The 23,540-nt window shown below is 62.3% G+C and carries 21 protein-coding genes and 3 pseudogenes; all 24 read right to left on the bottom strand.

Going from position 1 to position 23,540, the window contains the following annotated elements:
• Positions 1-10: 10 nt before the first annotated feature.
• Positions 11-3,061: an efflux RND transporter permease subunit gene (locus ACKLLE_RS26620; protein WP_064303793.1), complete on the bottom strand. Its 3,051-nt coding sequence runs from the start codon at positions 3,059-3,061 to the stop codon at positions 11-13.
• Positions 3,058-4,125: an efflux RND transporter periplasmic adaptor subunit gene (locus tag ACKLLE_RS26615; RefSeq protein WP_420059536.1), complete on the bottom strand. Its 1,068-nt coding sequence runs from the start codon at positions 4,123-4,125 to the stop codon at positions 3,058-3,060. The genes ACKLLE_RS26620 and ACKLLE_RS26615 overlap by 4 nt, the downstream gene beginning before the upstream one ends.
• On the bottom strand, positions 4,122-5,213 hold the full coding sequence (locus ACKLLE_RS26610; protein WP_420059535.1) for an efflux RND transporter periplasmic adaptor subunit: 1,092 nt from the start codon (positions 5,211-5,213) through the stop codon (positions 4,122-4,124). The genes ACKLLE_RS26615 and ACKLLE_RS26610 overlap by 4 nt, the downstream gene beginning before the upstream one ends.
• Before the next feature lie 616 nt (positions 5,214-5,829).
• Positions 5,830-6,036, bottom strand: a pseudogene (locus ACKLLE_RS26605) (RHS repeat-associated core domain-containing protein); the annotation flags it as partial.
• Positions 6,037-6,565: 529 nt separating this feature from the next.
• Positions 6,566-6,790: pseudogene (locus tag ACKLLE_RS26600) on the bottom strand (RHS repeat-associated core domain-containing protein); the annotation flags it as partial.
• Between the two features lie 144 nt (positions 6,791-6,934).
• Positions 6,935-7,819, bottom strand: a complete 885-nt coding sequence (locus ACKLLE_RS26595; RefSeq protein ID WP_009395985.1) for a transporter substrate-binding domain-containing protein — start codon at positions 7,817-7,819, stop codon at positions 6,935-6,937.
• Entirely contained in the window at positions 7,816-8,589 is a 774-nt protein-coding gene (locus ACKLLE_RS26590; protein WP_064303790.1) for an amino acid ABC transporter ATP-binding protein, read from the bottom strand. The genes ACKLLE_RS26595 and ACKLLE_RS26590 overlap by 4 nt, the downstream gene beginning before the upstream one ends.
• Positions 8,586-9,245 (bottom strand): amino acid ABC transporter permease, encoded by a 660-nt coding sequence (locus ACKLLE_RS26585; RefSeq protein WP_009395983.1) that lies wholly within the window; start codon positions 9,243-9,245, stop codon positions 8,586-8,588. Before ACKLLE_RS26585 ends, ACKLLE_RS26590 begins: the two co-directional genes overlap by 4 nt.
• The gene (locus ACKLLE_RS26580) at positions 9,226-9,891 is read right to left on the bottom strand and encodes an amino acid ABC transporter permease (protein ID WP_064303788.1); all 666 of its coding nucleotides are present in this window, start codon (positions 9,889-9,891) and stop codon (positions 9,226-9,228) included. Before ACKLLE_RS26580 ends, ACKLLE_RS26585 begins: the two co-directional genes overlap by 20 nt.
• A gap of 257 nt (positions 9,892-10,148) precedes the next feature.
• The gene (locus ACKLLE_RS26575) at positions 10,149-10,994 is read right to left on the bottom strand and encodes an RHS repeat-associated core domain-containing protein (RefSeq protein WP_420059538.1); all 846 of its coding nucleotides are present in this window, start codon (positions 10,992-10,994) and stop codon (positions 10,149-10,151) included.
• Between the two features lie 152 nt (positions 10,995-11,146).
• Positions 11,147-12,022, bottom strand: a complete 876-nt coding sequence (locus tag ACKLLE_RS26570) for an RHS repeat-associated core domain-containing protein (RefSeq protein WP_420059534.1) — start codon at positions 12,020-12,022, stop codon at positions 11,147-11,149.
• Between the two features lie 826 nt (positions 12,023-12,848).
• Positions 12,849-13,058 (bottom strand): annotated as a pseudogene (locus ACKLLE_RS26565) (RHS repeat-associated core domain-containing protein); the annotation flags it as partial.
• A gap of 180 nt (positions 13,059-13,238) precedes the next feature.
• Positions 13,239-14,024: a MetQ/NlpA family ABC transporter substrate-binding protein gene (locus ACKLLE_RS26560; protein ID WP_009394008.1), complete on the bottom strand. Its 786-nt coding sequence runs from the start codon at positions 14,022-14,024 to the stop codon at positions 13,239-13,241.
• 165 nt (positions 14,025-14,189) lie between these two features.
• Entirely contained in the window at positions 14,190-15,131 is a 942-nt protein-coding gene (locus ACKLLE_RS26555; protein WP_420059532.1) for a sigma 54-interacting transcriptional regulator, read from the bottom strand.
• Positions 15,132-15,199: 68 nt separating this feature from the next.
• On the bottom strand, positions 15,200-15,781 hold the full coding sequence (locus tag ACKLLE_RS26550) for an alpha/beta hydrolase (protein WP_420059529.1): 582 nt from the start codon (positions 15,779-15,781) through the stop codon (positions 15,200-15,202).
• A 135-nt stretch (positions 15,782-15,916) separates the two neighbouring features.
• The gene (locus ACKLLE_RS26545; protein ID WP_420059527.1) at positions 15,917-16,219 is read right to left on the bottom strand and encodes a DUF3077 domain-containing protein; all 303 of its coding nucleotides are present in this window, start codon (positions 16,217-16,219) and stop codon (positions 15,917-15,919) included.
• 603 nt (positions 16,220-16,822) lie between these two features.
• A complete protein-coding gene (locus ACKLLE_RS26540) occupies positions 16,823-17,224 on the bottom strand; it encodes an ExbD/TolR family protein (protein ID WP_009041659.1) in 402 nt (133 codons plus the stop codon).
• Position 17,225: 1 nt separating this feature from the next.
• Complete coding sequence (locus ACKLLE_RS26535; protein ID WP_009402778.1) at positions 17,226-17,948, bottom strand: MotA/TolQ/ExbB proton channel family protein; 723 nt, start codon at positions 17,946-17,948, stop codon at positions 17,226-17,228.
• Positions 17,949-17,981: 33 nt separating this feature from the next.
• The gene (locus tag ACKLLE_RS26530) at positions 17,982-18,794 is read right to left on the bottom strand and encodes an energy transducer TonB (RefSeq protein WP_420059524.1); all 813 of its coding nucleotides are present in this window, start codon (positions 18,792-18,794) and stop codon (positions 17,982-17,984) included.
• Between the two features lie 447 nt (positions 18,795-19,241).
• Positions 19,242-20,231 carry a sulfate/molybdate ABC transporter ATP-binding protein gene (locus tag ACKLLE_RS26525; protein ID WP_279900675.1) on the bottom strand — a complete coding sequence of 330 codons (990 nt, stop codon included), beginning with the start codon at positions 20,229-20,231 and terminating at the stop codon, positions 19,242-19,244.
• Positions 20,232-20,234: 3 nt separating this feature from the next.
• Positions 20,235-21,107: a sulfate ABC transporter permease subunit CysW gene (gene cysW / locus ACKLLE_RS26520; RefSeq protein WP_009402772.1), complete on the bottom strand. Its 873-nt coding sequence runs from the start codon at positions 21,105-21,107 to the stop codon at positions 20,235-20,237.
• Positions 21,108-21,120: 13 nt separating this feature from the next.
• Positions 21,121-21,939 carry a sulfate ABC transporter permease subunit CysT gene (cysT, locus tag ACKLLE_RS26515; RefSeq protein WP_009402770.1) on the bottom strand — a complete coding sequence of 273 codons (819 nt, stop codon included), beginning with the start codon at positions 21,937-21,939 and terminating at the stop codon, positions 21,121-21,123.
• 143 nt (positions 21,940-22,082) lie between these two features.
• Entirely contained in the window at positions 22,083-23,090 is a 1,008-nt protein-coding gene (locus ACKLLE_RS26510) for a sulfate ABC transporter substrate-binding protein (RefSeq protein ID WP_064303151.1), read from the bottom strand.
• Positions 23,091-23,144: 54 nt separating this feature from the next.
• Entirely contained in the window at positions 23,145-23,327 is a 183-nt protein-coding gene (gene oscA, locus ACKLLE_RS26505) for a sulfur starvation response protein OscA (RefSeq protein ID WP_009400195.1), read from the bottom strand.
• Positions 23,328-23,540 lie beyond the last annotated feature (213 nt).

Here is a 23,540-nt window from a genome sequence, read left to right as displayed (position 1 = left end):
TCCCACAAGGTTATGCGGTGTGCTCCGGCTCCTTGATCCTGTACCACGCCACATACAACGCCGGCAGGAACAACAGCGTCAGCAAGGTGGCGACGATGATCCCGCCGATCATGGCGTAGGCCATCGGCCCCCAGAACACTTCGCGGGCGATGGGGATCATGCCCAGGCTCGCCGCCGCCGCCGTGAGCAGGATCGGCCGGCGCCGGTGGTTGGTGGCCTCCACCACCGCATCCCATGGCGTGTACCCCTGCGCTTCGTATTCGTCGATCTGCGTCACCAGGATCACCGAGTTGCGGATGATGATGCCGATCAGCGCGAGAATCCCGAGGATCGCCACGAAGCCCATGGGCGTGCCCGTCGGCACCAGCGCCAGGACCACGCCGATCAACCCCAGCGGCGCGACGCTGGCAACCAGGAACAGCTTCTGCACGCTGTGCAACTGGATCATCAGGAAGGTCGCCATAAGGAACAGCATCAGCGGGATCACCTTGCTGATCGGCCCTTGGGCCTTGGCGCTCTCCTCCACCGTACCACCGGTGGCGACTTCGTAGCCTGCCGGCAGCTTGCTGGCGAACTCGTCGATCTTAGGCTTGAGCTGCGCCACCAGGTCGGTGGGCTGGATTTCGTCCCGCACCGAGGCCTTGATGGTGATGGTCGGCTTGCGGTCCCGGCGCCAGACCAGCGGCTGCTCCAGCTCGTAACGCACCGTGGCGAATGCCAGCAGCGGGATCGAAGTGCCATTGGGGGTGACGATCTGCAGGTTCTGCAAGGTCTGCGGCGAACCCCGCTCGCTGTCCTCGGCCCGCGCTACCACATCGATCAGGTAGATGCTGTCATTCACTTCGGTAACCGGCGCGCCGCTGACGATGGCCTGCATCACGTTGGCCACGTCCTCCGACGAAAGGCCGAGCTGGCGCGCCTTGTCCTGGGCGATGTCCACCCGCAGCACCTTACCCGGCTCGTTCCAGTCGTAGATCATGTCGCCGATATGCGGGTTGCTGTCGAGCAGGGTCGCCAGGTCGATCGCGTGCTTGCGCACCAGGTCGATGTCCTTGCCGCTGACCCGGTACTGGATCGGCCGCCCCACCGGCGGGCCCATTTCCAGCGACTGGACGTTGCTGCCGATACCGATGAAGTCATCGCGCAAACGCTTCTGCAGCCGCGCCTTGAGCGCCTCGCGCGACTCCAGGCCCTTGCTCACCACCACCAGTTGCGCGTAGTACGGGTTCTGCAACTGCTGGTCGAGCGGCAGGTAGAAACGCACCGCACCCTGGCCGATATAGGAGCTCCAGTGGACCACGTCCGGGTCGTCCTTGAGGGTGGCTTCGAGGCGATCCACCGCCTTGCGTGTCTCGGCGATCGAGGCGTTCTGTGGCAGGTTGAGGTCCACCAGCAATTCCGGACGGTCCGACGCCGGGAAGAACTGGTTCTGCACGAAACGGAAGCAGAAGATCGACAGGGCGAAGATCAGCACCGTGCCGACGATGGTCAGCCAGCGATGGCGCATGCACCAGACCAGGCCGCCATGGAAGGCATTGGCCAGGCGTCCGGGCTTTTCCTCGTGCTTCTTGAGCTTGGTGCTCAACAGGTGCACGCCCAGTACCGGGGCGAACAGCACCGCGACGATCCACGAGACAATCAGCGCCACGGCGATCACCGCGAACAGGGTAAAGGTGTACTCCCCCGCCGAGCTGGCATTGAGGCCGATGGGCACGAAGCCGGCCACGGTGACCAGGGTCCCGGTGAGCATCGGGAAGGCGGTGGAGGTGTAGGCGAAGGTCGCCGCCTGGTCCTTGCTTTCGCCCATTTCCAGGCGGGTGACCATCACCTCCACGGTGATCATGGCATCGTCCACCAGCAGGCCGAGGGCAATGATCAGGGCGCCGAGGGAGATCCGCTGCATGGTGATGCCGCTGTATTCCATGAAGACGAAGACCATCGCCAGCACCAGCGGGATCGAGCAGGCCACCACCAGACCGGCGCGCAGGCCGAGGCTGACGAAGCTCACCAGCAGCACGATCACCACCGCCTCGAACAGCGCACTGGTGAAGCCGCCGACCGCCTCCTTCACCACCACCGCCTGGTCGGACACGGTGTAAACGCCAACGCCCACCGGCAGCTCGGTGATGAGCTGGTCCATGCGATCCTGCAATTGCTTGCCGAACACCTGCATGTTGCCGCCGGCCTTCATGCCGATGGCCAGGCCGATGGCGTCATGTCCGTTGTAGCGGAACTGCACCGTCGGCGGATCGACGTAGCCACGGCGGATCTCGGCGATATCGGCCAGGCGATAGAAGCGATCGTCGAGGCGCAGGTTGACCTCGGCCAGATCCTTTTCCGAGGCGAACTGGCCGCTGGTGCGCACGGAAATCCGCTCCGGCCCGGCTTCGATCACCCCCGCCGGGGTCACCGCATTCTGTGCCTGCAGGGCCTGGACCACTTGCCGCTGGTCGATGCCCAGCGCCGCCAGCTTGCGGGTGGAGAAGTTGAGGTAGAGCACTTCGTCCTGGGTGCCGATCATCTCGATCTTGCCCAGGTTGGGCACGGTGCGGATCTCGGCACGGACCTGTTCCACATAATCGCGCAGCTCGCGCATGCTCAGGCCGTCGGCGGTGAAGGCGTAGATCGAACCGTAGACGTCGCCGAACTCGTCGTTGAACCCCGGGCCCTGGATGCCCTGGGGGAACTCGCCGCGGATGTCCTGGACCTTCTTGCGCACCTGGTACCAGATCTGCGGAATGTCCTCGGCCTTGGTGGTGTCGCGCAGGTACACGTAGACCGTCGATTCGCCCGGCCGGGTGTAGCTTTTCACGTAGTCGAGAGAGTCCAGTTCCTCGAGCTTCTTTTCGATGCGGTCGGTGACCTGCAACAGGGTTTCGTCCTGGGTCGCGCCGGGCCAGCGCGTCTGGATGACCATGGTCTTGATGGTGAAGGACGGGTCTTCCTCACGCCCCAGGTTCAGATAGGAAAACACCCCCATCAACAGGGCAACGAACATCAGGTACCAGACGAACGATTGATGGCGCAGGGCCCATTCGGAGAGGTTGAAGCTTCCTTTCATCGCGTCCCTTCCTCATCGACCATGACCTTCTGCCCCGGCTTGAGGCTGTTCACCCCGGCAGTAACGACCCGCTCGCCGGGCTGCACCCCCGACGCCAGCAATACCGAATCCTGTCCTCGTTGCAGCACCTGAACCTCCCGCGGATTCACCACTTTCTGCCGGGTATCGACGATCCACACCTGGCTCTTGCCTTCGACTTCCTGCAGGGCGCTGGCCGGAATCTCGCTGCGCGGATTCACTGCCGAACTCAGGCTGACGCTGATCGAGGTGCCGAGGCGGAAGGCCTCCGGGGTTTCCCGCAGGGTCAGGCGCGCACGCCGGGTGCGGGTGCTGGCATCGGCCTGGGGTTCGATCTCACGTACCACCGCACTGGTATGAATGCTGTTGTCGAGTTGCGCCATCACGGTGAATTCAACGCCCTGGGCCAGGTCATCGGCGAGGTAGGTGGGCAGGTCGATCACCGCCTCCTTGACGTCCGGGCGGGCCAGGGTGACCACCGCCTGCCCCGCCGCCACGGTCTGCCCGGCCTCGGCCTGCCAGTCGGTCACCACGGCAGCGTGATCGCTGCGCAATTCCGCGTAGCCGAGCTGGTCCCTGGCCTGCTGCACCGCCGCCCGGGCCTGCTCGCGGCTGGCAGCGGTGGTTTTCAGGTCGGTCTGGGCGATGTCCAGTTGCGCCTGGGCGCCGACACCGCGGTCGTACAGTTGCTGCTGGCGACGGGCATTGGCCTGGGCGTTGATCCACTGCGCCTCGATCTTCGCCAGGTCGCCTTCGGCGGCGCGCAACTGGTTGCGCTGGTCGGTGGGGTCAAGGCTCGCCAGCACGTCGCCCGCCTTCACCGTGGCGCCGACATCGACCCAGCGCCGCGCGATGCGTCCGCCCACGCGAAAGCCCAGGGTACTTTCATAGCGGGCCTGGATAGTGCCCGCAAAACGCCCGAGGTCGAGTGCGTCCTGGGTCTTCACCTCGGCCGACAGCACCGGGCGGATCGGCTCGGGCTTTTCTTTCTCACCGCCGCAGGCCACCAGCAACAGGCAGCCCGCCAGCATCACGGATGTTCTCATTGACCCAACCCTGCCTTGGCCTCATCGACGACTTCCACCTGCATGCCGGGGTGCAGCAACTGGGCGCCGAGCACCACCACCTGCTGGCCGGCCTCAAGGCCCTCGCTGATCACTACTTCGCCGGTCAGGTAACGCCCGACCTTGACCTTCTGCAGGCGCACCTTGCTGTCCTCCTCCACCAGCCATACCGCCGGCTCGCGCAGTTCCTTGGTCAGCGCCGACCAGGGCAGCTCGATGCCCGGCTTGCCCTGGGCATTGCCGGTGGCACTGACCGCCGAACCGAGGTCCATGCCCGGCGGTACCTTGTCCAGGGCGATCTTGATCTGCACCGTGCCGCTCTGGGCGGACACCGTCGGGGTGATCTCGCGCACATGCCCGGTGGCCTGCACCTTGGGGTCGTCGATCAGGCTGACGGTGATCGCCTGCTCGCTCTCCGGCGCCAGCAGCAACGATTCATAGACATTGAACACCGCGTCACGCCCGCCATCCCGGGCCAGGCTGAAGATCGGCACCGTGGCCTGGACCACCTGGCCGACCTCGGCCTGGCGCTCGGTGATGACCCCGGCGGCATCGGCCACCAGCGCGGTGTAGCTCAGTTGTTCCTTGGCGTTGGCCAGTTGCGCCTCGGCGGCTTTCAGGGCGCTCTGGCTGCTGCGCAGTGCGGCCTGGGCCGAGTCGTACTCGCTCTGGCTGGTGTAGCCCTTGGGCAGGAGTTTCTGCTGGCGCACGAAGGCCGCCGAGCTTTGCGTCACCCGCGCACGCGCGGCCAGCACCTCGGCATTGGCCGAATCGACATTGGTTTGCAGGTCCTTGGGGTCCAGGCGCGCCAGCACCTGGTTGGCCTTGACGTGATCGCCCACGTCGACGCTGCGGGAAATGATCTTGCCGCCCACCCGGAACGACAGGTCGCTATGTACCTGGGCCTGAACATCACCGGTGAGGGTGACCCGCGGGGAGAAATCGCCAGTCTTGACCTTCTGCACCGTCACGCGCGGATGCTGCGGCTCTTCGGCCGGCTTGTCGCGGCAACCCGTCAACCCCAGCGCCAGCCCCAGGAAAATCAACGAACAAGAACGCGACAACTTCATGCGGGCTCCTTTGCATGGGCCGGTTCGGAGGGGAATGTGATTAATGCGATTGTTAGCGTAGATCAGGCTTTGATTACTGCCCACGCAACAATGAGAACTCTCTTACAGAGCCTTGAGGTAAATCAGTCAACCGCGGGGGGTGATTGGTTCAATTGGCTATTGGCGTCGAGGTCCGGCACCCATGGAGTCAGCGCGAGGTATCGCGAATCCCCAGCACGCGGTTGACTTTGCGTACCGCAAATTTGCGCAGCCGTTCCATCTTGCCCGCCTTGGGCGGATGCAGCACCAGGCCCGCCTGGTAGAACCTGGTGCCGTCCGAAGTGGTCAGGAATGGTGTCTTATCGGTCGGATACAACATCGTAACGGGCGGCTCGTCAGGCGCTTTCGGCTCTTCGACGGGTTTGTCGGATCCGGGATCAGGCACTTTGCTTTTCCGTGCTTCCTTGGTGCGCTGGGCAAGCGCCGCAAGTTCGTCAAGCGAGGAAAGACTGTCGGAGCGGCTCACTCTTTTCCCGTTCACGTAATGCTCATGGTAAGGCGGAGTAAACACCCCGCCTTTCGGCATTGGGGCCATCTTATGGGTGGGATACCCGCTGCGCTTTGACGCGTAAAGCAAAAGCGCCGACAGAGGAGCATGCCCATCGGGATCGATCCTGTTGACAGGATCACCCAGGCAATACCCATAGGCATTCAAGCCACCGCGCTCGAAAGGGCTCTTGCTGTCCGGCGCGTTGAAGCGCATGAGCACCGGGTTATAGGCGCGGTAGCCGAGACCCAGCAGGTAATGGCCGGTGCGGGGCTCGATGCGCTCGCCATTGAACCCGAGGCTTGCGGCGGGCGGTACCGAGCCCGACAGTGAAGCTATCAATCTGTCCATCAGCTTGATCTCATAACCATCCGTCTGGATTCATTTCCGAATCATTCGTGCGGATCACGTTGCGAACGCTACCTACACGATCGACGTTCCTTTTGTTGGGCTTGCCAGGGTTTTGCCCTAAGCGAGCGCTCTTGCTCCGTGTTGATTCCCGAGGGACCAAACGGCTATCGATCCACGCCTGTGTCCGTGCGCCTTGTGCGGACTCTGCCTGTGGGTTCGGGTGAATACGCACCCCCTGACTCGATAGATGTACGGGCCCGTCTTCCACGGCATCTGCAGGATCAATACTCCGGGACGACGATGCTGGTGAATCTGGAGGCTCAGGTAGTTTTCTCCCCCGCATGGACGCAACCGGATGTTTAGCGTTGCTAGTTGTTCCCAAGGCATTCGCCCCACCCGAAGACGGCACGGGAGGCAACGCTTTTGGAGGAGTGGTCTTGGAAAATGGTCTGAAGAGTTTTCTAAACTGCGTCATCAACCAACCCGCTCGTCCATCAGGATCCAGCAGATTGACCGGATCCCCCAGGCAATAGGCATAGCCATTCAACCCACCCCGGGCAAAAGGGCTCAGCGCGTCGGGGTTGTTGAAGTGCATCAGCACCGGGTTATAGGCGCGGTAGCCGCTTCCGAGCAGGTAGTGACCGGTGCGGGGCTCGAGGAGTTGGCCATTGAAGCCTGACCACCCGCCTCCGGCATTGCGCTGGGTACGAGGACGAGGCGGTTCGGTCGGCGTGGACATGGTCGGTGCCTGAAGCGGATACATACGCCACAGGATAAAGACCCGAGGCCTGCCGCGAACCTGACAGAACTATCAGGTTCGACGAGCGGCAGGCCCCGGCGGGTATCAACCCTGCCACTTGCCCCCTTCGACGATCACGCTTTCCGGCTTGGTGTCGTCGCTCAGTTCCTTGCGCACGTACTGGTCATACAGCTTGTGCAGGAATTTCTCCTCGCCCAGGCGCGCCAGCTCGGCGTTGACCCAGTCGCGCAGTTCGATGTTGCCTTTCTTCACCGCCGGGGCGATCGGTGCTTCTTCGCCGAGGAACTCCGGAAGCACGCGGTAGCCCGGGTTCTGCTTGGACCAGCTGAACAGGATCAGGTTGTCCTGCGCGTAGGCATCACCACGGCCATTGGCCAGGGCCTGCAGCGACTCGCTGTTCTTTTCGAACTTGAGCAGTTTCCAGTCCGGGTGGTTCTTGGTCAGCCAGATATCGGCGGTGGTGCCGGTGGTGACGATGGTGGTCTTGTCGGCCAGGTCATCGAGCTTCTTCACGCTGCTGCCATCGGCCACCAGTGCCTGCACCGCAACGCGCAGGTTGGGGTTGGTGAATTCCACCGCTTCCTTGCGCTCCGGGGTGACGGTCATGTTGGCCAGGATCAGATCGACCTTGTCGCTTTGCAGGAAGGGAATGCGGCTGGCCGGCTCGACCGCAACGAATTCCACCTTGTTCTCGTCGCCCAGCAGCGACTTGGCGAAGGCGCGGCCGATATCGGTATCAAAGCCGACATAGCGGCCGGTTTCATCGACGAAGCCGAACGGCGGCTTGTCGGTGAATACGCCGACGATCAGCTTGTCCCGGGCCTTGATGGTGTCCAGGTAGCTGGCGGTGGCCGGGGCCGGCGCGGCGGCGGTCGCGGTTTTCGGCGCTTCGGCGGCCTTGTCGCAGCCAGCCAGCAGGGCCAGGCCGAACAGTGAAAGCAGGAGCTTGGACGTCTTGGCAGTTTTCATATCAGTTCCTTTTGAGGTTTCTCGGGCAGGCTTTCGACATAGGAGAATTTCTCCAGGAACTGCTGCGCGCGTGCGGTCTGCGGGTTCGTAAAGAAGCTCTCGGGGGAGCGTTGTTCAAGGATCCTGCCGGCTTCCATGAACACGATGCGGTCGGCCACCGCGCGGGCGAAGGCCATTTCGTGGGTGACGATGAGCAGGGTCATGCCGTCCCGGGCCAGGCCCTGGATCACCTGCAGCACTTCCTTGACCATTTCCGGATCGAGGGCGGCGGTCACCTCGTCGAACAGCATCACCCGCGGGTTCATGCACAGCGAGCGGACGATGGCGATACGTTGCTGCTGGCCGCCGGACAGCTGGCGCGGATAGGCATCACGCTTGTCCAGCAGGCCGACCCGGGCCAGCAGCGCCTCGGCCTGGGCAACGGCCTCGGCGCGCTGGCGCTTCTGCACCTTGAGCGGGCCGAGCAGCAGGTTGTCGAGCACGGTCATATGGCCGAACAGGTGGTAGCTCTGGAACACCATGCCGACCTGCTGGCGGATCTCGCGCCAGTCGGTCTTCGGGTCGAGCAGTTCGCGCCCCTCCAGTTTCAGGCTGCCGCCGTGGGCGGATTCCAGGCCATTGAGGCAGCGCAGCAAGGTGCTTTTGCCGCAGCCGCTCGGCCCGAGGATGACCACCACTTCGCCGGCCCGTACCGACAGGTCGATGTCGTTGAGCACCCGGTGCTCGCCGAAGAACTTGTTGAAACCCTTGAACTCGATCAATGCGCTCATGCGTGCGTCCAGCGCCGCTCCAGCGCGCGGGAAGCGGCCGACAGCGGGTAACAGATAAAGAAGAAGAACAGGAACAGCGCGCCGTAGATCAGCACCGACTCATAGGTGCGCTCGATGATCTGCTGGCCGACCTTGATCACGTCCACCACACCGATCAGCACCGCCAGCGAGCTGGTCTTGATGATCCGCGTGTAGACGTTGATGGTTGGCGGGGTCATGCGCTTCAGGGCCTGGGGCAGCAACACGTAGCCATACAGCTGCCAGCCGGACAGGCCGATGGACAATCCCGCCTCGCGTTGGCCACGGGGCAGCGACAGCAACGCGCCGCGCACCACCTCGCCCACTTCGCTGGCGCCCCACAAGGCCAGCACCAGCACCGCGCACCAGAAGCTCGGCAGGCTGACACCGAGGAAGATCGGCAAGCCGAAGAACAGCAGGTACAGCCAGACCAGCACCGGGATGGCGCGGAACAGCTCCAGGTAGATGCGCAGGACGATGTTCACCCCGTGCTTGCCTAGCGTCGCCAGCACGCCATAGAGCACGCCGCCGAGGGTTGCGAACAGAATCCCCAGCCCGGAGATCGCCAGGGTTTGCGCGGCGCCCTTGCCCAGTTGCGGCAGGGACACCAGCAACAGCTCAAGACCCGAACTGGCCATGTTGCAGCCTCCGTTCCAGGCGGCTCAACAGCAGCGATAGCGGAAGGAACAGCAGGATGCAGATCAGCGTCATCACTGCGAGCATTTCGTAGGTCTTGTAGTACAGGGCGATATAGCTCTTGGTGGTGTAGAGAATCTCCGGCACCGCCACCGCCGAAACCACGGTGGTTTCCTTGAGCAGGAAGATGAAGTTGGCGAACAGCGCCGGCAGGCTCAGCAGGCCGGCCTGGGGCAGGATCACATGGCGCAGCAGCTGCAGTTCGGACAGGCCGATGGAGCGCCCGGACTCCAGTTGCGCTGCCGGTACCGCCTCGACACCGGCCCGCAGGACCTCGGTGAGGTAGGCGCCGCCGAGGAAGGTCATGGTGATGATGGCGGCAGCGAAACCGGAAATCTTCACGCCCAGGGCGGGCAGGGCGAAATACACGAAGAACAGCTGGATCAACAGCGGTGTATTGCGCGCCAGCTCCACGTAGAGGGCGACCAGGCGGTGCAGAACGGGGATACGGTAAAGCAGGATCGGCGCATTGATCAGCGCCACCACCAGCGAGGTGGCGATGGCAATCAGGCCCACCTGCAGGGTAACGCCCACGGCCTTGAGAAAAGCCGGGAGCGTGCTGAGGATGAACGCGAAATCGAAGGTCATGAACTGGTCTTTCCCGGACCGGCCCGGGGTAGACGGGCGCTTGCTGACTTGGGGCGAGGCGGGTAGCCTCCGTAGGAAAGACTCTAAGGGTATAAAAATAAATTTTTAAATACCGTTATCGAATATGTATAGCACTCAAATCGCGCCCTTACCGCGCCCCCCCAGTGAGACCGGACTCACCCGCGATACGTCCGGTGAATTCACTATCTTGATCGCGGGTAAACCTGGACGGTCCAAGCGCTTGGCAGCATGAACGGCTAGCGCAGGTAGGGGTAAATACCCTGGAGAAACTGGCGCAAGTTCGGGTCCTGGCTCGAGAGAGGCTCTATCAGCCCGTAATCCCGTAATATATTGTAATCCCCCCTTTGGAACGCTGCGCCTCGCATCAGCCCATGAGGACGCTGATCACGCATTGGCATCATTTCATTCATGATCCTGCGAAAAGATGTTACGCCACCGCGCTCCTTGACTATCACGTCAACCGCCGCGTTGTCCCTCTGCTCGATCGCTTTCCTCAACTTCCTCTCATTTTTCAACGAAAGTTGGTTTACACGGCGCACCCGGGATTTGCTGAGCCGAGGAGATCGCCGGGGTTGAGCCACTGGAGAACGCTCGCGGACAGGTGGGAACCCAGGCGACAATGCGCCCGTATTGGAGCCGGGTTCATGTCCCGCAGACAAGTTCAAGGGCTCCTGCTGCTCCGGTACAGACAGCAACCTGTCGGATCGCGATGCGATCTGTGTCGCCGAGGGCTGGACAGTGGCTCGTCTGGAAAGATCGAGAAGTACACCGGGACTTGAATGGCGGGCTATATGCACAGTCGGCGCGGGTAGATACGTCCTTTGACGCCACATACCCGGCAAGATCGGCACGTGACCGCTAGGGTCGGCAAGATTGACAGGGTCCCCCTCGCAGTAAGCGTAGGCATTGAGCCCACCCGCCCCGAACGGGCTCCAGCTGTCCGGCTGGATGAAGATCATCAACAACGGGCTGTAGGCACGATAACCTTTGCCCAAAAGACAGTGACCGGTCCAGGACTCGAACAACTCGCCATTGAAAGCGAGCGAAGCCTTGGGCAGATGCCGTGTGCCCGGTTTTTTCATCGTCATGATCCATCACCTGACTGGAGAATGGCCCAAGCGTATAACAATGTGGCTGCGTTCATAACTGGTAGAAGTGTCAGGTCGCGTCGACTTCACGTTGAAGTGCTGTTCATTGCACGACTGAAACATGGCAGGCAGAAATTTCCATCTGTTTAAGCCGGCCAGAAATAGTTACGCAGCGCCCGATAGAAAACCATATCGCGCTGATCACTTCTAAGTGCATTATTCTCCAGCCATGTGAGATGCCATGTTTGAAGCGTGATCCGCCCATGTGCACGACGTGTACGATTACGCACGCCCTCTGTAAGCGGTAGATTCGCATACAACTCCTGCAAAACCGCTGTTCTTCTTTCGTAATTGCCAGCAGCAAGGTCTTGGATACCCGCCGCGTTTCTTGAATCAATCATGTCGGGGATTGCCTTCGCTATGTGTTCTTTCATCTCCTGCCTCGCGACTTTGTGCTTCTCTATCTGTCTCCTGTAACTGGCGGTACCCAAGCGCTTCCTGCGTACGTTCGAAGATGCCAAGGCCGGACTCGATGGAGAGGACAGATGCGAAGGTTGGGGCGAAGGAGCTGTGGAACGAGAAGGCGAAACGGGAGCCGAAGCAAGACCTACCGGCGACCCCACCGCGACCACGGGCGGTATCGTCGCGGGTTCTCCAATGAAATCCGCGAGGTATCGGGAGGCTTGTGCACTCGCAGTGAAAGGGCTGCCGGGTCGGCTGCCATAAGGGCTGAAAGCCGGCGCCTTGAATCCGCCATTCAACCGCATCGGGCCCAGGAATGGCATATGGCCGGTAGGATCGGCAGCATTGACCGGATCCCCCTTGCAATAAGCATAGGCATTGAGCCCACCCGCCCCGAACGGGCTCCAGCTGTCCGGCTGGATAAAGATCATCAGCAACGGGCTGTAGGCGCGATAACCGTTGCCGAGCAGGTAGTAGTCGGTCGTGGGCTCAAACAGCTCGCCGTTGAAACCGAGCACGGTTTTTGGCGTATGCGGGATGTTCTGGCCTTTTATTGTCATGATCCATTGCCTGAATGGAGATTGGCCCAAGCATATAACAGCGTGGCTGCGGCCATAACTGGCAGAACTATCAGGTATGGCCTGACAGGAAGAAGGTGGGCCGCATTGCGGCCCCACATCGGTTCAGCTTGATCAACGTATCAGAGCACCGGCAGCACCGCCCTGCTGTATCTCTTCTCGACGGAAGCCCCTAATCGTTGCGACGACTTCTACGATTCTGCTCCCTAAAACTGTTTCGCAAACGTGCATAGAATCGCGCTTTTCTAATAGCGCCGTTAAGCATGGCTTGATGTGCCAGCTCCGAGAGATCAGATTGTTTGATTTGTGGCGCTAGCTCCCTTGTGGCGTACTGGGGCCTAGGCTCGCCCGGGCGCCGCAGCAATTGCCAGTGCAGCTCCTTTAAAACGGGAATTCTGCTGAATTTTTCTTTGGACAGGCGAATGATACCCCTTGCGTCGTAAGCGGGAACCATGCGTTCAATCTCCTGCTCAAGGCGCCGGTAATCGACGTCGTGACGATGAGACGCCCGTACGCCCCCAGATGGTCCTGCGCTTCCCGCGGGAGTGGGCGACGCTGAACTCGGTTGAGGGGCCGCAGGTGCAGTTCCAGTCAGGATAGGAGGAGGCGAAAACCTTGCCGAGGGCCAGACAGGCTCAGGCGATACCCTCCCCGCAGACGAGCCGGGCACCGGATGTGACGCAAGACCCGCAAGGATTTCAGCGACCTCACTTCCCGACAGTTCAGGGAGAACGGCCGGTATGTTATAGCGGGGAGGGGACGGCGGCCCACTCACGCGAGCGGACGGAAACAAGAGACGAAACGGCATATGGCCAGTCGGATCGGCGGCATTGACCGGATCCCCCTCGCAATAAGCATAGGCATTGAGCCCACCTGCCCCGAACGGGCTCCAGCTGTCCGGCTGGATGAAGATCATCAGCACCGGGCTATAGGCGCGATAACCGTTGCCGAGCAGGTAGTGGCCGGTCATGCATTCCAGCAGCTCGCCATTGAAGCCAATGCGCCCAGATTGCCTACATGAGGGTTGTGCGGCGTCAGTTGAGGGGGCCATCGCTTATCTCTCCGGCATCCGTCAGGAAATGCCACGGATTGTATAACCCCACCCATGAGCCCGTAACTGACAGAACTATCAGGTGCCGCAGAACAAGAAAGACCGCCTCGACGGCGGTCTTTCAGTAACGGACAGTGCTGTGGCGAATCAGAATGCCGGCAGTACCGCACCGCTGTACTTCTTCTCGATGAAAGTCTTCACCTCGGGCGAGGTCAGGGCCTTGGCCAGCTTCTGGATGGCGTCGCTATCCTTGTTGTCCGGGCGGGCTACCAGGAAGTTGACGTAAGGCGAGTCGCTGCCTTCGATCACCAGCGCGTCTTTCGCCGGGTTGAGGCCGGCTTCCAGGGCGTAGTTGGTGTTGATCATGTCCAGGTCGACCTGGTCCAGCACACGCGGCAACATGGCCGATTCCAGTTCGCGGAATTTAAGCTTCTTCGGGTTCTCGGCGATGTCTTTCGGGGTGGCCAGGGCGTTCTTCGGATCCTTCAGGGTGATCAGGCCAGCCTTCTGCAGGAGCAGCAGGGCGCGGCCGCTGTTGCTGCCCTCGTTCGGGATGGCGACGGTGGCGCCTTCCTTCAGCTCGGACAGGCTCTTCACTTTCTTCGAGTAGCCACCGAACGGCTCGACATGCACGCCGATCACGGTTTCCAGGTGGGTGCCCTTGCCTTCGTTGAAGTTTTTCAGGTACGGCAGGGTCTGGAAGTAGTTGGCGTCCAGACGCTTCTGGTCAACCTGGACGTTGGGCTGCACGTAGTCGGTGAAGACCTTGATTTCCAGGTCCACGCCTTCCTTGGCCAGGGTCGGCTTGATCAGTTCAAGAATCTCGGCATGGGGAACCGGGGTGGCGGCCACCACCAGTTTCTCGCCAGCCTGGGCAAACCCGGCGACCGTCAGCGCAGCGGCCAGGGCAGAGAACAACAGAGCCTTCTTCATGTGCAGTCCTTATTGGTATTGCGCGCCTCGTGGGCGACGATCAGTGTTGGTTGGCCGGGCCCGTGTTGCCCGGCGTGAGGCGGACAATACCGAGATTTTTTATTCCAGAACAATATCTTTTGCTTAGCTGCTTATACCTTTTTGCAATGCGCAGCTTGCAACGCTCTAGCTTGCGACTTGCGCGAGACGCAACAGGGTCTGTTCCAACAGTTTGCGTAGCGCCTGCCGTTCCTGTTCGTCCGCCAGTTCGGCAAGACGGTCCAGGCGCTGGGCCAGGGCGTGAAGGGGGGTCGGCAGGTTCAGATGTTCCGGCAGGATCTCGTCACCGCTGCCCTGGAGCAGGGCGAAGTGGATAACGTTCTCGAGCTCCCGGGTATTGCCCGGCCAGTCGTGCAGCTCCAGCACGCGCTGGGCTTCCTCGCTGAGCAACGGCACCGGGCGGTTGAGTTTGGGGCTGTAGATGCCAACGAAGTATTCGGCCAGCGGCAGGATATCGCCGACCCGTTCGCGCAGGGCCGGCAGCTCCAGCCGGCCCTCATGAAGGTAATCGTAGAGCCGCGGATGGAAATGCCCGGCCGCGACCGCCTCGGCCAGGTCGATGCTGGAGGCGGCGACCAGGCGCACATCCACCGGATGCGGTTGCTGCGCACCGACGCGGTAGACCTCATGGTTTTCCAGGGCCGCCAGCAGCTTGACCTGGATCGGCAGCGGCAGGTCGGCGATTTCGTCGAGGTACAGGGTGCCGCCATTGGCCGAGCCGAACCAGCCGGCGCGACTGCTGGCGCTGCCGCTGTGGGCGCCGGCGGCGTAGCCGAAGAGTTCGGCGTCGGCGTAGGTCGGGCTGATCGCCCCGCAGTTGACCGAGACGAACAGGCCGCCGCGATCGCTGGCGCGGTGGATCTGCCGCGCCAGCAGCTCCTTGCCGGTACCGCTCTCGCCACGGATCAGCACGGGCAAGGCCAGCGGCGCGAGGATTTCCAGTTCTTCGCGCAGCCGGCGCGAGCGCGGATCGACGAACACCAAGGCCTTGGCGCGGATGCTCAGCGGGCTCTTGTCGAGTTCGGGGAAGGTCAGCAGCGGTTGGCCGAAGGTGTCTTCGAGTTTCATGGCAAAGCTCCCGCCCGGGCTCCTGGCCCGGGCGTTGATAAAAGGCAGTAAGGAAAGCGGTACGTGAATCAGGCGCGGCGCAGGGCGCCCTGTTCCATTCGGTTCTGCAGGCGGTACAGGTAAGCGAAGCCCTGCTCCCAGCGGTTATGGCCAGACTTCACGTTGATATGCCCGGCGCCACCGAGCACCCCGGCTTCGGCGCCCCAGGCGCGGGCCAGTTGCATGGCACGCGGCGCGCTCACGGCCGGGTCGTTGTCGGACGTCACTACCTGGCTGGGGAACGGCAACTGGGCCATGGGAATCGGTGCGAAATTGCGCAACGCGGGCGAGCAGGCTGGCCGCTCCACATCGGCCGGGGCCACCAGCAGCGCCCCGCGCACCCGCCGGCGCAATGCCGGGGTGGCCTGGGCGGCCCAGTGGGCGACGGTGATGCAGCCCAGGCTATGGGCAATCAGGATCACCGGCGACTCATCGGCGGCAATCGCCTCTTCCAGCGCCGCAACCCAATCCCCGCGCTTGGGCGTCACCCAATCGGCCTGCTCGACACGGGCGCTATTGGGCAGCGTGTTGTGCCAATGGCTTTGCCAGTGCTCGTCTGGCGAACCCTGCCAGCCCGGCACAATCAGGTAACGGATCGACTCGTTGCGCATGGGGAATTGCCTCCTGCTGCGGTTTGCGTGCATGACGGCAAGTATTGGTGCTGGGGTTATATTCGTAAAGGAATAAGAAGCTATTTATTAATAACCAAAACTCAATGGGGACCGCTATGCGGTCCCGTTCCGATTTCAGCGCCCGGTTTGTTGCCAGCTAGCGGTTTCGTGACCTTCGAGGAGCGCATCGACCAGGCCCTTCGCGGCTTCCACGGCGTGCATGGTCAGCCAGGGGAAAGCGCTGGTGTTGGCTTCCGGGGCCAGGGAGTGCTGGGCGGATTCGTAGGCGCAGCGCAGGAACATCGAGGCGTGGACCAGGGCGCTGTGCGGGTCGATGCCGGCGTTTACGGAGAATAGAGGGGGATGGGTGGAGGCGCAGTCGCCGAAGGAGCGGGTGCAGGTTGGGGACAGGGGTGGGTCGGGGACGAGTTTTTTCATTGCAGTAACTCCATTGCGGTTTATGGGGCTGCACCTCGCCGTTTCCACACGAAGGGGTGGCAGCTGTACGCGGGGTGGAAAACCGAGCGAATGGAGAAACCCGGCAGGCCAAAGGCCTCCCGCGCACAGCCGCCATAAAAGCGGTCTCACATTCGCAACGCTTAGGTTTCCACGCCTAAATCACCAATTGCTCGGCGACCGCAGAAGACTAGAAGGAGTGGTTTCCATGGGCAAGGAAGACAGGACCGACAGACTTCGTAGGTTACGTCCTAGGATCTCCATCTTCCACAAACTTTATGTTTGCAGGTGTCTGGAATGCGGTCTCTGTGGGAGCTGGCTTGCCTGCGATGGACCGCATAGCGGTCCCCAAACCTGCCGCGCCGAGCATCTGGATGAATGGGGTCAGGCAGGCGCTGTGAGTCTGACATGTCACTTGGCTAAGGTTAGTGCTGGATGGTTTTGGGACCGCTGTGCGGTCCTTCGCAGGCAAGCCAGCTCCTACCTCGAGCACGTAATGCCGATAGAACCCGCCTGAAACAAGAACAAAAAAAGACCAGCCCCTGCCACAGGACTGGTCTCAAGTTTGCCTGAGTTGCGTGCTGCTCAGCGGGCGGTGATCACCGAGAGCTTGGTAATCCCCGCGCGTTCGATCGAGGCCATGGCACGCGCCACTTCCCCGTAGTTCACTCCATCGTCCGCCTGCAGTTGCACCCGTACCTCGGGGTCCTTGGCTTTCGCCGCCTGCAGGTTGGTTTCCAGCAAGTCCGGCTGGATTTCATCCTTGTTGATGAACAGCTTCCCTGCCCCGTCGATGCTGACCACCAACGGATCCTTTTGCTCCACCGGGGCCACGGCCTCGGTCTTGGGTAGGTTGATCGGGATGGCGTTGGTCAGCAGCGGCGCGGTGACGATGAACACCACCAGCAGCACCAGCATCACATCCACCAGCGGCGTTACGTTGATCTCGCTGAGAACCTCGTCGCTGTCCTGGGTCGAGAAGGCCATGTCACACCGCCTCTTTCACAGGCTGGCCCGCGGCGTTACCGGCCTTGAGCAGCGTAGGGTGGGCAATGACGCGGAAGGCACTCTTCTGCGCGAGGCTGTAGAAGTCGTGGGCGAAGTCGTCGAGGTCGGCCGCGGTCAGTTTCAGGCGGCGCAGGAAGTAGTTGTAAACCAGTACCGCAGGAACCGCGACGGCAATACCCACGCCGGTGGCGACCAGCGCCGCACCGATAGGGCCGGCCACGGTTTCCAGGCTCGCCGAGCCTGCCGCGCTGATGCCCTTGAGCGCTTCCATGATGCCCCAGACCGTACCGAACAGGCCGATGAAGGGCGAGGTGCTGCCGATACTGGCGACGACGGCGAGGCCGGTTTCCAGCGAGCGGCGCTCACGGACGATCTGCTGGCGCAGGGCGCGTTCGAGACGGTCCTGGTGATTGATCGAGTGGCTCAGGTCGGTGGCCTGGCCAGGCTCGCCAACGGCGATCGCGGCATAGCCGGCCTGGGCGACGCGGGCAGCGGAGCCTGGCTGGGTGTGGGCCAGGTCGGCCGCCGAGTCGAGACTGGAAGCGGCCCAGAATTGCTTGTGGAACCGCTTGTCCTGGTTCTTCAGGCGGACGAATTGCACGGTCTTGACCAGGGCCAGGCCCCAGGTGACCACGGAGAAGCCGACCAGCAGCCAGATCACCGCGCTTTCGATGGATTCAAGGGGGGAGGCCAATAAGCTCATGATGTGTTCTCTCTGTCGTTGCGCGAATTTGGGTTAGCGAATCTTGAAATCGATGGGCACGCTCACCCAGCCTTCCTGGGGTACATCGCCCTGCTTGGCCGGTACGAAACTCCAACGCTTCACCGCGGCCAGCGCGGCGTCATCGAGTTGCTGGCGACCACTGCTCTTCTGGATCTGGATCTCGCCGGGCTTGCCGGTGGCGAGCACCTTGACCCGCAACAGCACCGTGCCTTCCCAGCCGCGACGCTGGGCCAGCGACGGGTATTCCGGCGCCGGGTTCTTCAGGTACGCCGCGTTGGCCGAAGCCGGGGTCACCGGGGCGGGCGCTGGCGGAGCCGGCGGCGCGGGTGGGGCTGGCGTCGGCGGGGTCGGCGCTGGCGGCTGCTCCACCGGTTTCGGTGCGGGCTTGGGCGTCGGCTTCGGTACCGGCTTGGGTTTGGGCTTGGGCACCGGCTTGGGCGGTGGCGGCTTCACGGCCAGCTCGTCCTCGACCGGTGGCGGTGGTTCCACCACCGGCGGCGGCGGCTCTACCACCGGTGGTGGCGGCTCTACCACCGGCGGCGCCGGCTGGGAGAATTCGATGGTCATCGGTGGAATTTCCGGCGGCACTACCGGCAACACCGGCGTCGGCGCCTGGCTGACCCAGTACGCGGCAGCGCCATGCAGGACCAGGGCGAACACTCCCAGCAGGACTTTCTCGCGACGGTTCAGAGCACTGCGCGGCGTACGCTGCAAACGCTGTTGCCCAAGCGGCGAACGGTGCGGCCGGCCGAGGTCGACCAGTTCGCCCGGCGTCGGGCGCCACAGCACATCAGCGGCACTGGCGGCGGTCTGGACATTACCCATTGATCAACTCCTGGGGGTTCGGTGCATGCTTCGAAGGCGCTGTTGGATTTCGCCTTCGTTTGGCCGAATGATCCGCGCCAGACGCTTATCTCTGAAAGTAATCTTTAAAGTTATGGATAGAATTTTCAGATATATGAAATTTATCCACAGGCCTGAAACCCTTGTAGATCAAGGGCTGCAGCGAAGCGGGCAAATCGCCATGCCTTTGCTGCATTGAAAATATTCCCCAAAGGCATGGGAAATCCGCATCAAAGCGCGGGCGCAGCGCGTCGATCGCCACGGGTGGGCGTGGTCAACGGGTGCAGGAGGGTATCGGGAGAGGGGATGGAGCTGGGCAGTTCGATGGATTTTGAGTGGGTTCAAGGGCCCTATCGCGGGTGAACCCGCTCCCACAAAGGCTCCGTAACCTGTGGGAGCGGGTTCACCCGCGATGAGGCCCTCAAGGCCTCAGATATTCTCGACCTTCTGCCAGACCTTCGGCTTGAAGAACAAGGTCTCGCCACGTGCCAGGCCGGCCAGGCTGTCGTGATCCTTGACCACCTCGGCCTCGATCAGCTCGCTTTGCCCTTCCACCTTCAGGGTCACCCGGGTGGTCGCACCCAGCGGCCGGATATCCCGCACCTCGGCAACGTGATGGCCTTCCACTTCATGCCGCGACAGCGACACTTCATGCGGGCGGAACAGCACGTGCTGGTTCTCGCTCAGGTGCAGGCGGTTGGAGTCGCCGAGGAAGTGGTAGACGAAATCACTCGAAGGATTTTCGTAGACGTCTCCCGGCGAGCCGATCTGCTCGATCACGCCCTTGTTCATCACCACGATGCGGTCGGCCACTTCCATGGCTTCCTCCTGGTCGTGGGTGACGAACACGGAGGTCAGGTTGATGTCTTCGTGCAACCGCGCCAGCCAGCGGCGCAGCTCCTTGCGAACCTTGGCATCCAGGGCGCCGAACGGCTCGTCCAGCAGCAGCACCTTGGGCTCCACCGCCAGGGCGCGGGCCAGGGCGATACGCTGGCGCTGGCCACCGGACAACTGCTCCGGATAACGATCCGACAGCCAGTCCAATTGCACCATGTTCAGCAGCTCATGGACCTTCTCGGCGATCCTGCTTTCGCTCGGACGCTCGCCCTTGGGCTTCATGCGCAGGCCGAAGGCGACGTTGTCGAACACGCTCATATGGCGGAACAGCGCGTAGTGCTGGAACACGAAACCGACGTTGCGATCCCGCACGTCGTGGCCGGACACGTCTTCGCCGTGGAACACGATGTTGCCGTTATCCGGGGTTTCCAGGCCGGCGATGATGCGCAGCAGGGTGGTCTTGCCGCAGCCGGACGGGCCCAGCAGGGCCACCAGCTCGCCGCTGTTGATATCCAGGTTGATGTTGTCCAGGGCCTGGAAGCTGTTGAAGCGCTTGCTGACGTTACGAACTTCGATCGACATGAATTATTCCTCCGCCGCACTTTGGCGCAGACGGTTAATGCGGTTCTCGCTCCACTGCTTGAGCAGCAGGATGAAGAGCGCCAGGATCAGCAGCAGGCTGGCTACGCTGAACGCCGCGACGTGGTTGTATTCGTTGTAGAGGATCTCGACATGCAGTGGCAGGGTGTTGGTCACGCCACGGATGTGGCCGGAGACCACCGACACCGCGCCGAACTCGCCCATCGCCCGCGCAGTACATAGCACCACGCCATAGATCAGGCCCCATTTGATGTTCGGCAGGGTCACGTGCCAGAACATCTGCCAGCCGTTGGCGCCGAGCAGGCGCGCGGCCTCCTCTTCCTGGGTGCCCTGCTCCTGCATCAGCGGGATCAGTTCACGGGCAACGAAGGGCACGGTGACGAAAATGGTCGCCAGCACGATGCCCGGCAGGGCGAAGACGATCTGGATATCGTGGTCCTGCAGCCAGGGGCCGAACAGGCCCTGGGCACCGAACATCAGCACGTAGACCAGGCCGGCGATCACCGGCGAGACCGAGAACGGCAGGTCGATCAGGGTGACCAGGATACTCTTGCCACGGAAGTTGTACTTGCTCACGCACCAGGCCGCGCTGACACCGAACACCAGGTTCAGCGGCACCGAGACGGCCACGGCGATCAAGGTCAGCTTGAGGGCGGACAGGGCATCGGCTTCGAAGATGGCTTCGAAGAAGGTACCCACGCCCATCTTCAGGCCTTGGGACACCACGATCACCAGCGGCAGCAGCAGGAACAGGGCGAAGATCAGCCAGCCAAGGCCGATCAGGATGCGCCGGGCGGTAGCGCTGCCACGGCGGGCGGCGTTGGCCGAAGCGGCCGCGCCAATTGCGGATGCAGACATGCTCAGGCCTCCTTCAAGGGGTTTCGATACGCCGCTGCAGCAGGTTGATCAGCAGCAGCAGGATGAAGGAAACCACCAGCATCAGCACGCCGATGGAGGTCGCGCCGGTGTAGTCGTACTGGTCGAGCTTGACCATGATCAGCAGCGGCAGGATCTCGGTCTTCATCGGCATGTTGCCGGCGATGAAGATCACCGAACCGTACTCGCCGACACCACGGGCGAAGGCCAGGGCGAAGCCGGTGAGCCAGGCCGGCAGCAGCGCCGGAGCCAGCACATGGCGGAACACCTGCAGCGGCTTGGCACCCAGGCAGGCGGCGGCTTCCTCGACTTCACGGGGAATATCCGCCAGCACCGGCTGCACCGTGCGCACCACGAACGGCAGGGTGACGAAGGTCAGTGCCAGGGTGATGCCCAGCGGGGTGTAGGCGATCTTGAAGCCAAGGTCGGTGGCGAACTGCCCGACCCAGCCCGACGGGGCGTACAGGGCGGTCAGGGCGATACCGGCAACGGCGGTGGGCAGGGCGAACGGCAGGTCGATCATCGCCTCGATGATCTTGCGCCCCGGGAAGGTGTAGCGCACCAGTACCCAGGCCAGCAGGGTGCCGATCACGCCATTGATGATGGCGGCGAAAAGGGCGGTACCGAAACTCAGCTTCAGTGCAGCGAGGACTCGCGGCGCGCTGACGATGTTCCAGAACTGTTCCCAGGTGAGTTGGGAGGCGTGGACGAACATGGCCCCCAGCGGTATGAGCACTATCAGGCTGAGGTACACCAAGGTGTAGCCCAGCGTCAGCCCGAAGCCGGGTATGACGGGGGATATACGACGAGACATAAAGGTCCTTGGTCTAGCTGGTTTTCACACTGCGCATTCGGGGGCTGCCCTGCAGCCCATGCAGGAAAGCCAGCGCCTGCAGGGTCGTGGTGAACCCTGTAGGAGCTGGCTTGCCTGCGATGGACCGCGAAGCGGTCCCAGGGTCACTGTGCAGAATAGATCTGGTCGAACACGCCGCCATCGTTGAAGAACTTGGGTTGGGCAGTCTTCCAGCCACCGAAGTCTTTGTCGATAGTCACCAGGTCAAGTTTCGGGAACTGGTTGGCGTACTGCGCGGCCACTTTCTCGTCACGCGGACGGTAGAAGTTGTCGGCGGCGATCTTCTGGCCAACCGGGCTGTACAGGTACTTGAGGTACTCCTCGGCGATCTTCTCGTTGCCCTTCTTCTCGGCGTTCTTGTCGACCACGGCCACCGGTGGCTCGGCGAGGATCGACAGCGATGGCACGACGATTTCGAACTTGTCGCTGCCGCCGTCTTCCTTCAGCGCCAGGAAGGCTTCGTTTTCCCAGGCCAGCAGGACATCGCCCTGGCCGTTGTTGACGAAGGTGATGGTCGAGCCGCGGGCACCGGTGTCCAGGACCGGAACGTGCTTGAACAGCTCCTTCACGTATTCCTGGGCCTTGGCTTCGCTGCCGCCGGCCTTCAGGCCGTAGGCCCAGGCGGCGAGGAAGTTCCAGCGGGCGCCGCCGGAGGTTTTCGGGTTCGGGGTGATGACCGAGACGTCCTTCTTGATCAGGTCGCCCCAGTCCTTGATGCCTTTCGGGTTGCCCTTGCGCACCAGGAACACGATGGTCGAGGTGTACGGCGTGCTGGCATCCGGCAGGCGGGTCTGCCAGTTTTCAGGCAGGGTCTTGCCAAGCTTGGCCACTTCATCGATGTCGCCGGCCAGGGCCAGGGTCACCACGTCGGCGCGCAGGCCGTCGATCACCGCACGGGCCTGTTTGCCCGAGCCGCCGTGGGATTGCTGGATCTTCACCTTGTCGCCTGGGTTGGCCTGTTGCCAATGCTTGATGAACTCGGCGTTGTACTGCTGGTACAGCTCACGGGTCGGGTCGTAGGACACGTTCAGCAGTTCGTAGTCCTTGGCGATGGCGGAACCGGCAAAAACAGCACTGGCCAGCGCGGCCAGGGCATAACGGCGGATAGACATGGTGAAGCTCCCGATTGGCTTTTTTCTAATTAGGTAGACCAGGGCGCGCGAGCTTCAGCTCGGCTTGTTGCCCGAGTTTTGCAGGCGGAATTTTTCCTTGCGTTCGATCTGTACGACTTGCGCGTTGTGCACGGTGATCTCTACCGCGCCGAAACGCAGGTCGCGCAGGGCGCTCTGGATTTCTCGCAGGATGGTGGCTTCGTCCTGACCGTCAACGCTACGCAGAGATGCGCTCATGCTCGTGCTCCTGAAAATGAGGTGGCCCGGGAGCAGCATGTAGGAACGTGACTGCGCCTGGTGTGGGAGCAATCTTATGAGGCGCTGAATATTCTTAAAAATACTATTTAAGAATTTTTATATAACTGAATTGATTGAGGCATCTAAGAAGGCAACGCAGGCCCTGTGGGAGCGGGTTCACCCGCGATTGCGGTGGTGGGCTCACCACCGCAA

This window comes from Pseudomonas bharatica (genome assembly GCF_048586865.1).
GTDB classification, from domain to species: Bacteria; Pseudomonadota; Gammaproteobacteria; order Pseudomonadales; family Pseudomonadaceae; genus Aquipseudomonas; species Aquipseudomonas bharatica.
Note: the sequence above shows the minus strand (reverse complement) of the source record. Positions and strands in the feature narration are given on the sequence as shown.

Coding starts and splice junctions, on each gene's coding strand:
- ACKLLE_RS26620 (WP_064303793.1), bottom strand. CDS start 3,061: ATGAAAGGAAGCTTCAACCTCTCCGAATGGGCCCTGCGCCATCAATCG.
- ACKLLE_RS26615 (WP_420059536.1), bottom strand. CDS start 4,125: ATGAGAACATCCGTGATGCTGGCGGGCTGCCTGTTGCTGGTGGCCTGC.
- ACKLLE_RS26610 (WP_420059535.1), bottom strand. CDS start 5,213: ATGAAGTTGTCGCGTTCTTGTTCGTTGATTTTCCTGGGGCTGGCGCTG.
- ACKLLE_RS26595 (WP_009395985.1), bottom strand. CDS start 7,819: ATGAAAACTGCCAAGACGTCCAAGCTCCTGCTTTCACTGTTCGGCCTG.
- ACKLLE_RS26590 (WP_064303790.1), bottom strand. CDS start 8,589: ATGAGCGCATTGATCGAGTTCAAGGGTTTCAACAAGTTCTTCGGCGAG.
- ACKLLE_RS26585 (WP_009395983.1), bottom strand. CDS start 9,245: ATGGCCAGTTCGGGTCTTGAGCTGTTGCTGGTGTCCCTGCCGCAACTG.
- ACKLLE_RS26580 (WP_064303788.1), bottom strand. CDS start 9,891: ATGACCTTCGATTTCGCGTTCATCCTCAGCACGCTCCCGGCTTTTCTC.
- ACKLLE_RS26575 (WP_420059538.1), bottom strand. CDS start 10,994: ATGAAAAAACCGGGCACACGGCATCTGCCCAAGGCTTCGCTCGCTTTC.
- ACKLLE_RS26570 (WP_420059534.1), bottom strand. CDS start 12,022: ATGACAATAAAAGGCCAGAACATCCCGCATACGCCAAAAACCGTGCTC.
- ACKLLE_RS26560 (WP_009394008.1), bottom strand. CDS start 14,024: ATGAAGAAGGCTCTGTTGTTCTCTGCCCTGGCCGCTGCGCTGACGGTC.
- ACKLLE_RS26555 (WP_420059532.1), bottom strand. CDS start 15,131: ATGAAACTCGAAGACACCTTCGGCCAACCGCTGCTGACCTTCCCCGAA.
- ACKLLE_RS26550 (WP_420059529.1), bottom strand. CDS start 15,781: ATGCGCAACGAGTCGATCCGTTACCTGATTGTGCCGGGCTGGCAGGGT.
- ACKLLE_RS26545 (WP_420059527.1), bottom strand. CDS start 16,219: ATGAAAAAACTCGTCCCCGACCCACCCCTGTCCCCAACCTGCACCCGC.
- ACKLLE_RS26540 (WP_009041659.1), bottom strand. CDS start 17,224: ATGGCCTTCTCGACCCAGGACAGCGACGAGGTTCTCAGCGAGATCAAC.
- ACKLLE_RS26535 (WP_009402778.1), bottom strand. CDS start 17,948: ATGAGCTTATTGGCCTCCCCCCTTGAATCCATCGAAAGCGCGGTGATC.
- ACKLLE_RS26530 (WP_420059524.1), bottom strand. CDS start 18,794: ATGGGTAATGTCCAGACCGCCGCCAGTGCCGCTGATGTGCTGTGGCGC.
- ACKLLE_RS26525 (WP_279900675.1), bottom strand. CDS start 20,231: ATGTCGATCGAAGTTCGTAACGTCAGCAAGCGCTTCAACAGCTTCCAG.
- cysW (WP_009402772.1), bottom strand. CDS start 21,107: ATGTCTGCATCCGCAATTGGCGCGGCCGCTTCGGCCAACGCCGCCCGC.
- cysT (WP_009402770.1), bottom strand. CDS start 21,939: ATGTCTCGTCGTATATCCCCCGTCATACCCGGCTTCGGGCTGACGCTG.
- ACKLLE_RS26510 (WP_064303151.1), bottom strand. CDS start 23,090: ATGTCTATCCGCCGTTATGCCCTGGCCGCGCTGGCCAGTGCTGTTTTT.
- oscA (WP_009400195.1), bottom strand. CDS start 23,327: ATGAGCGCATCTCTGCGTAGCGTTGACGGTCAGGACGAAGCCACCATC.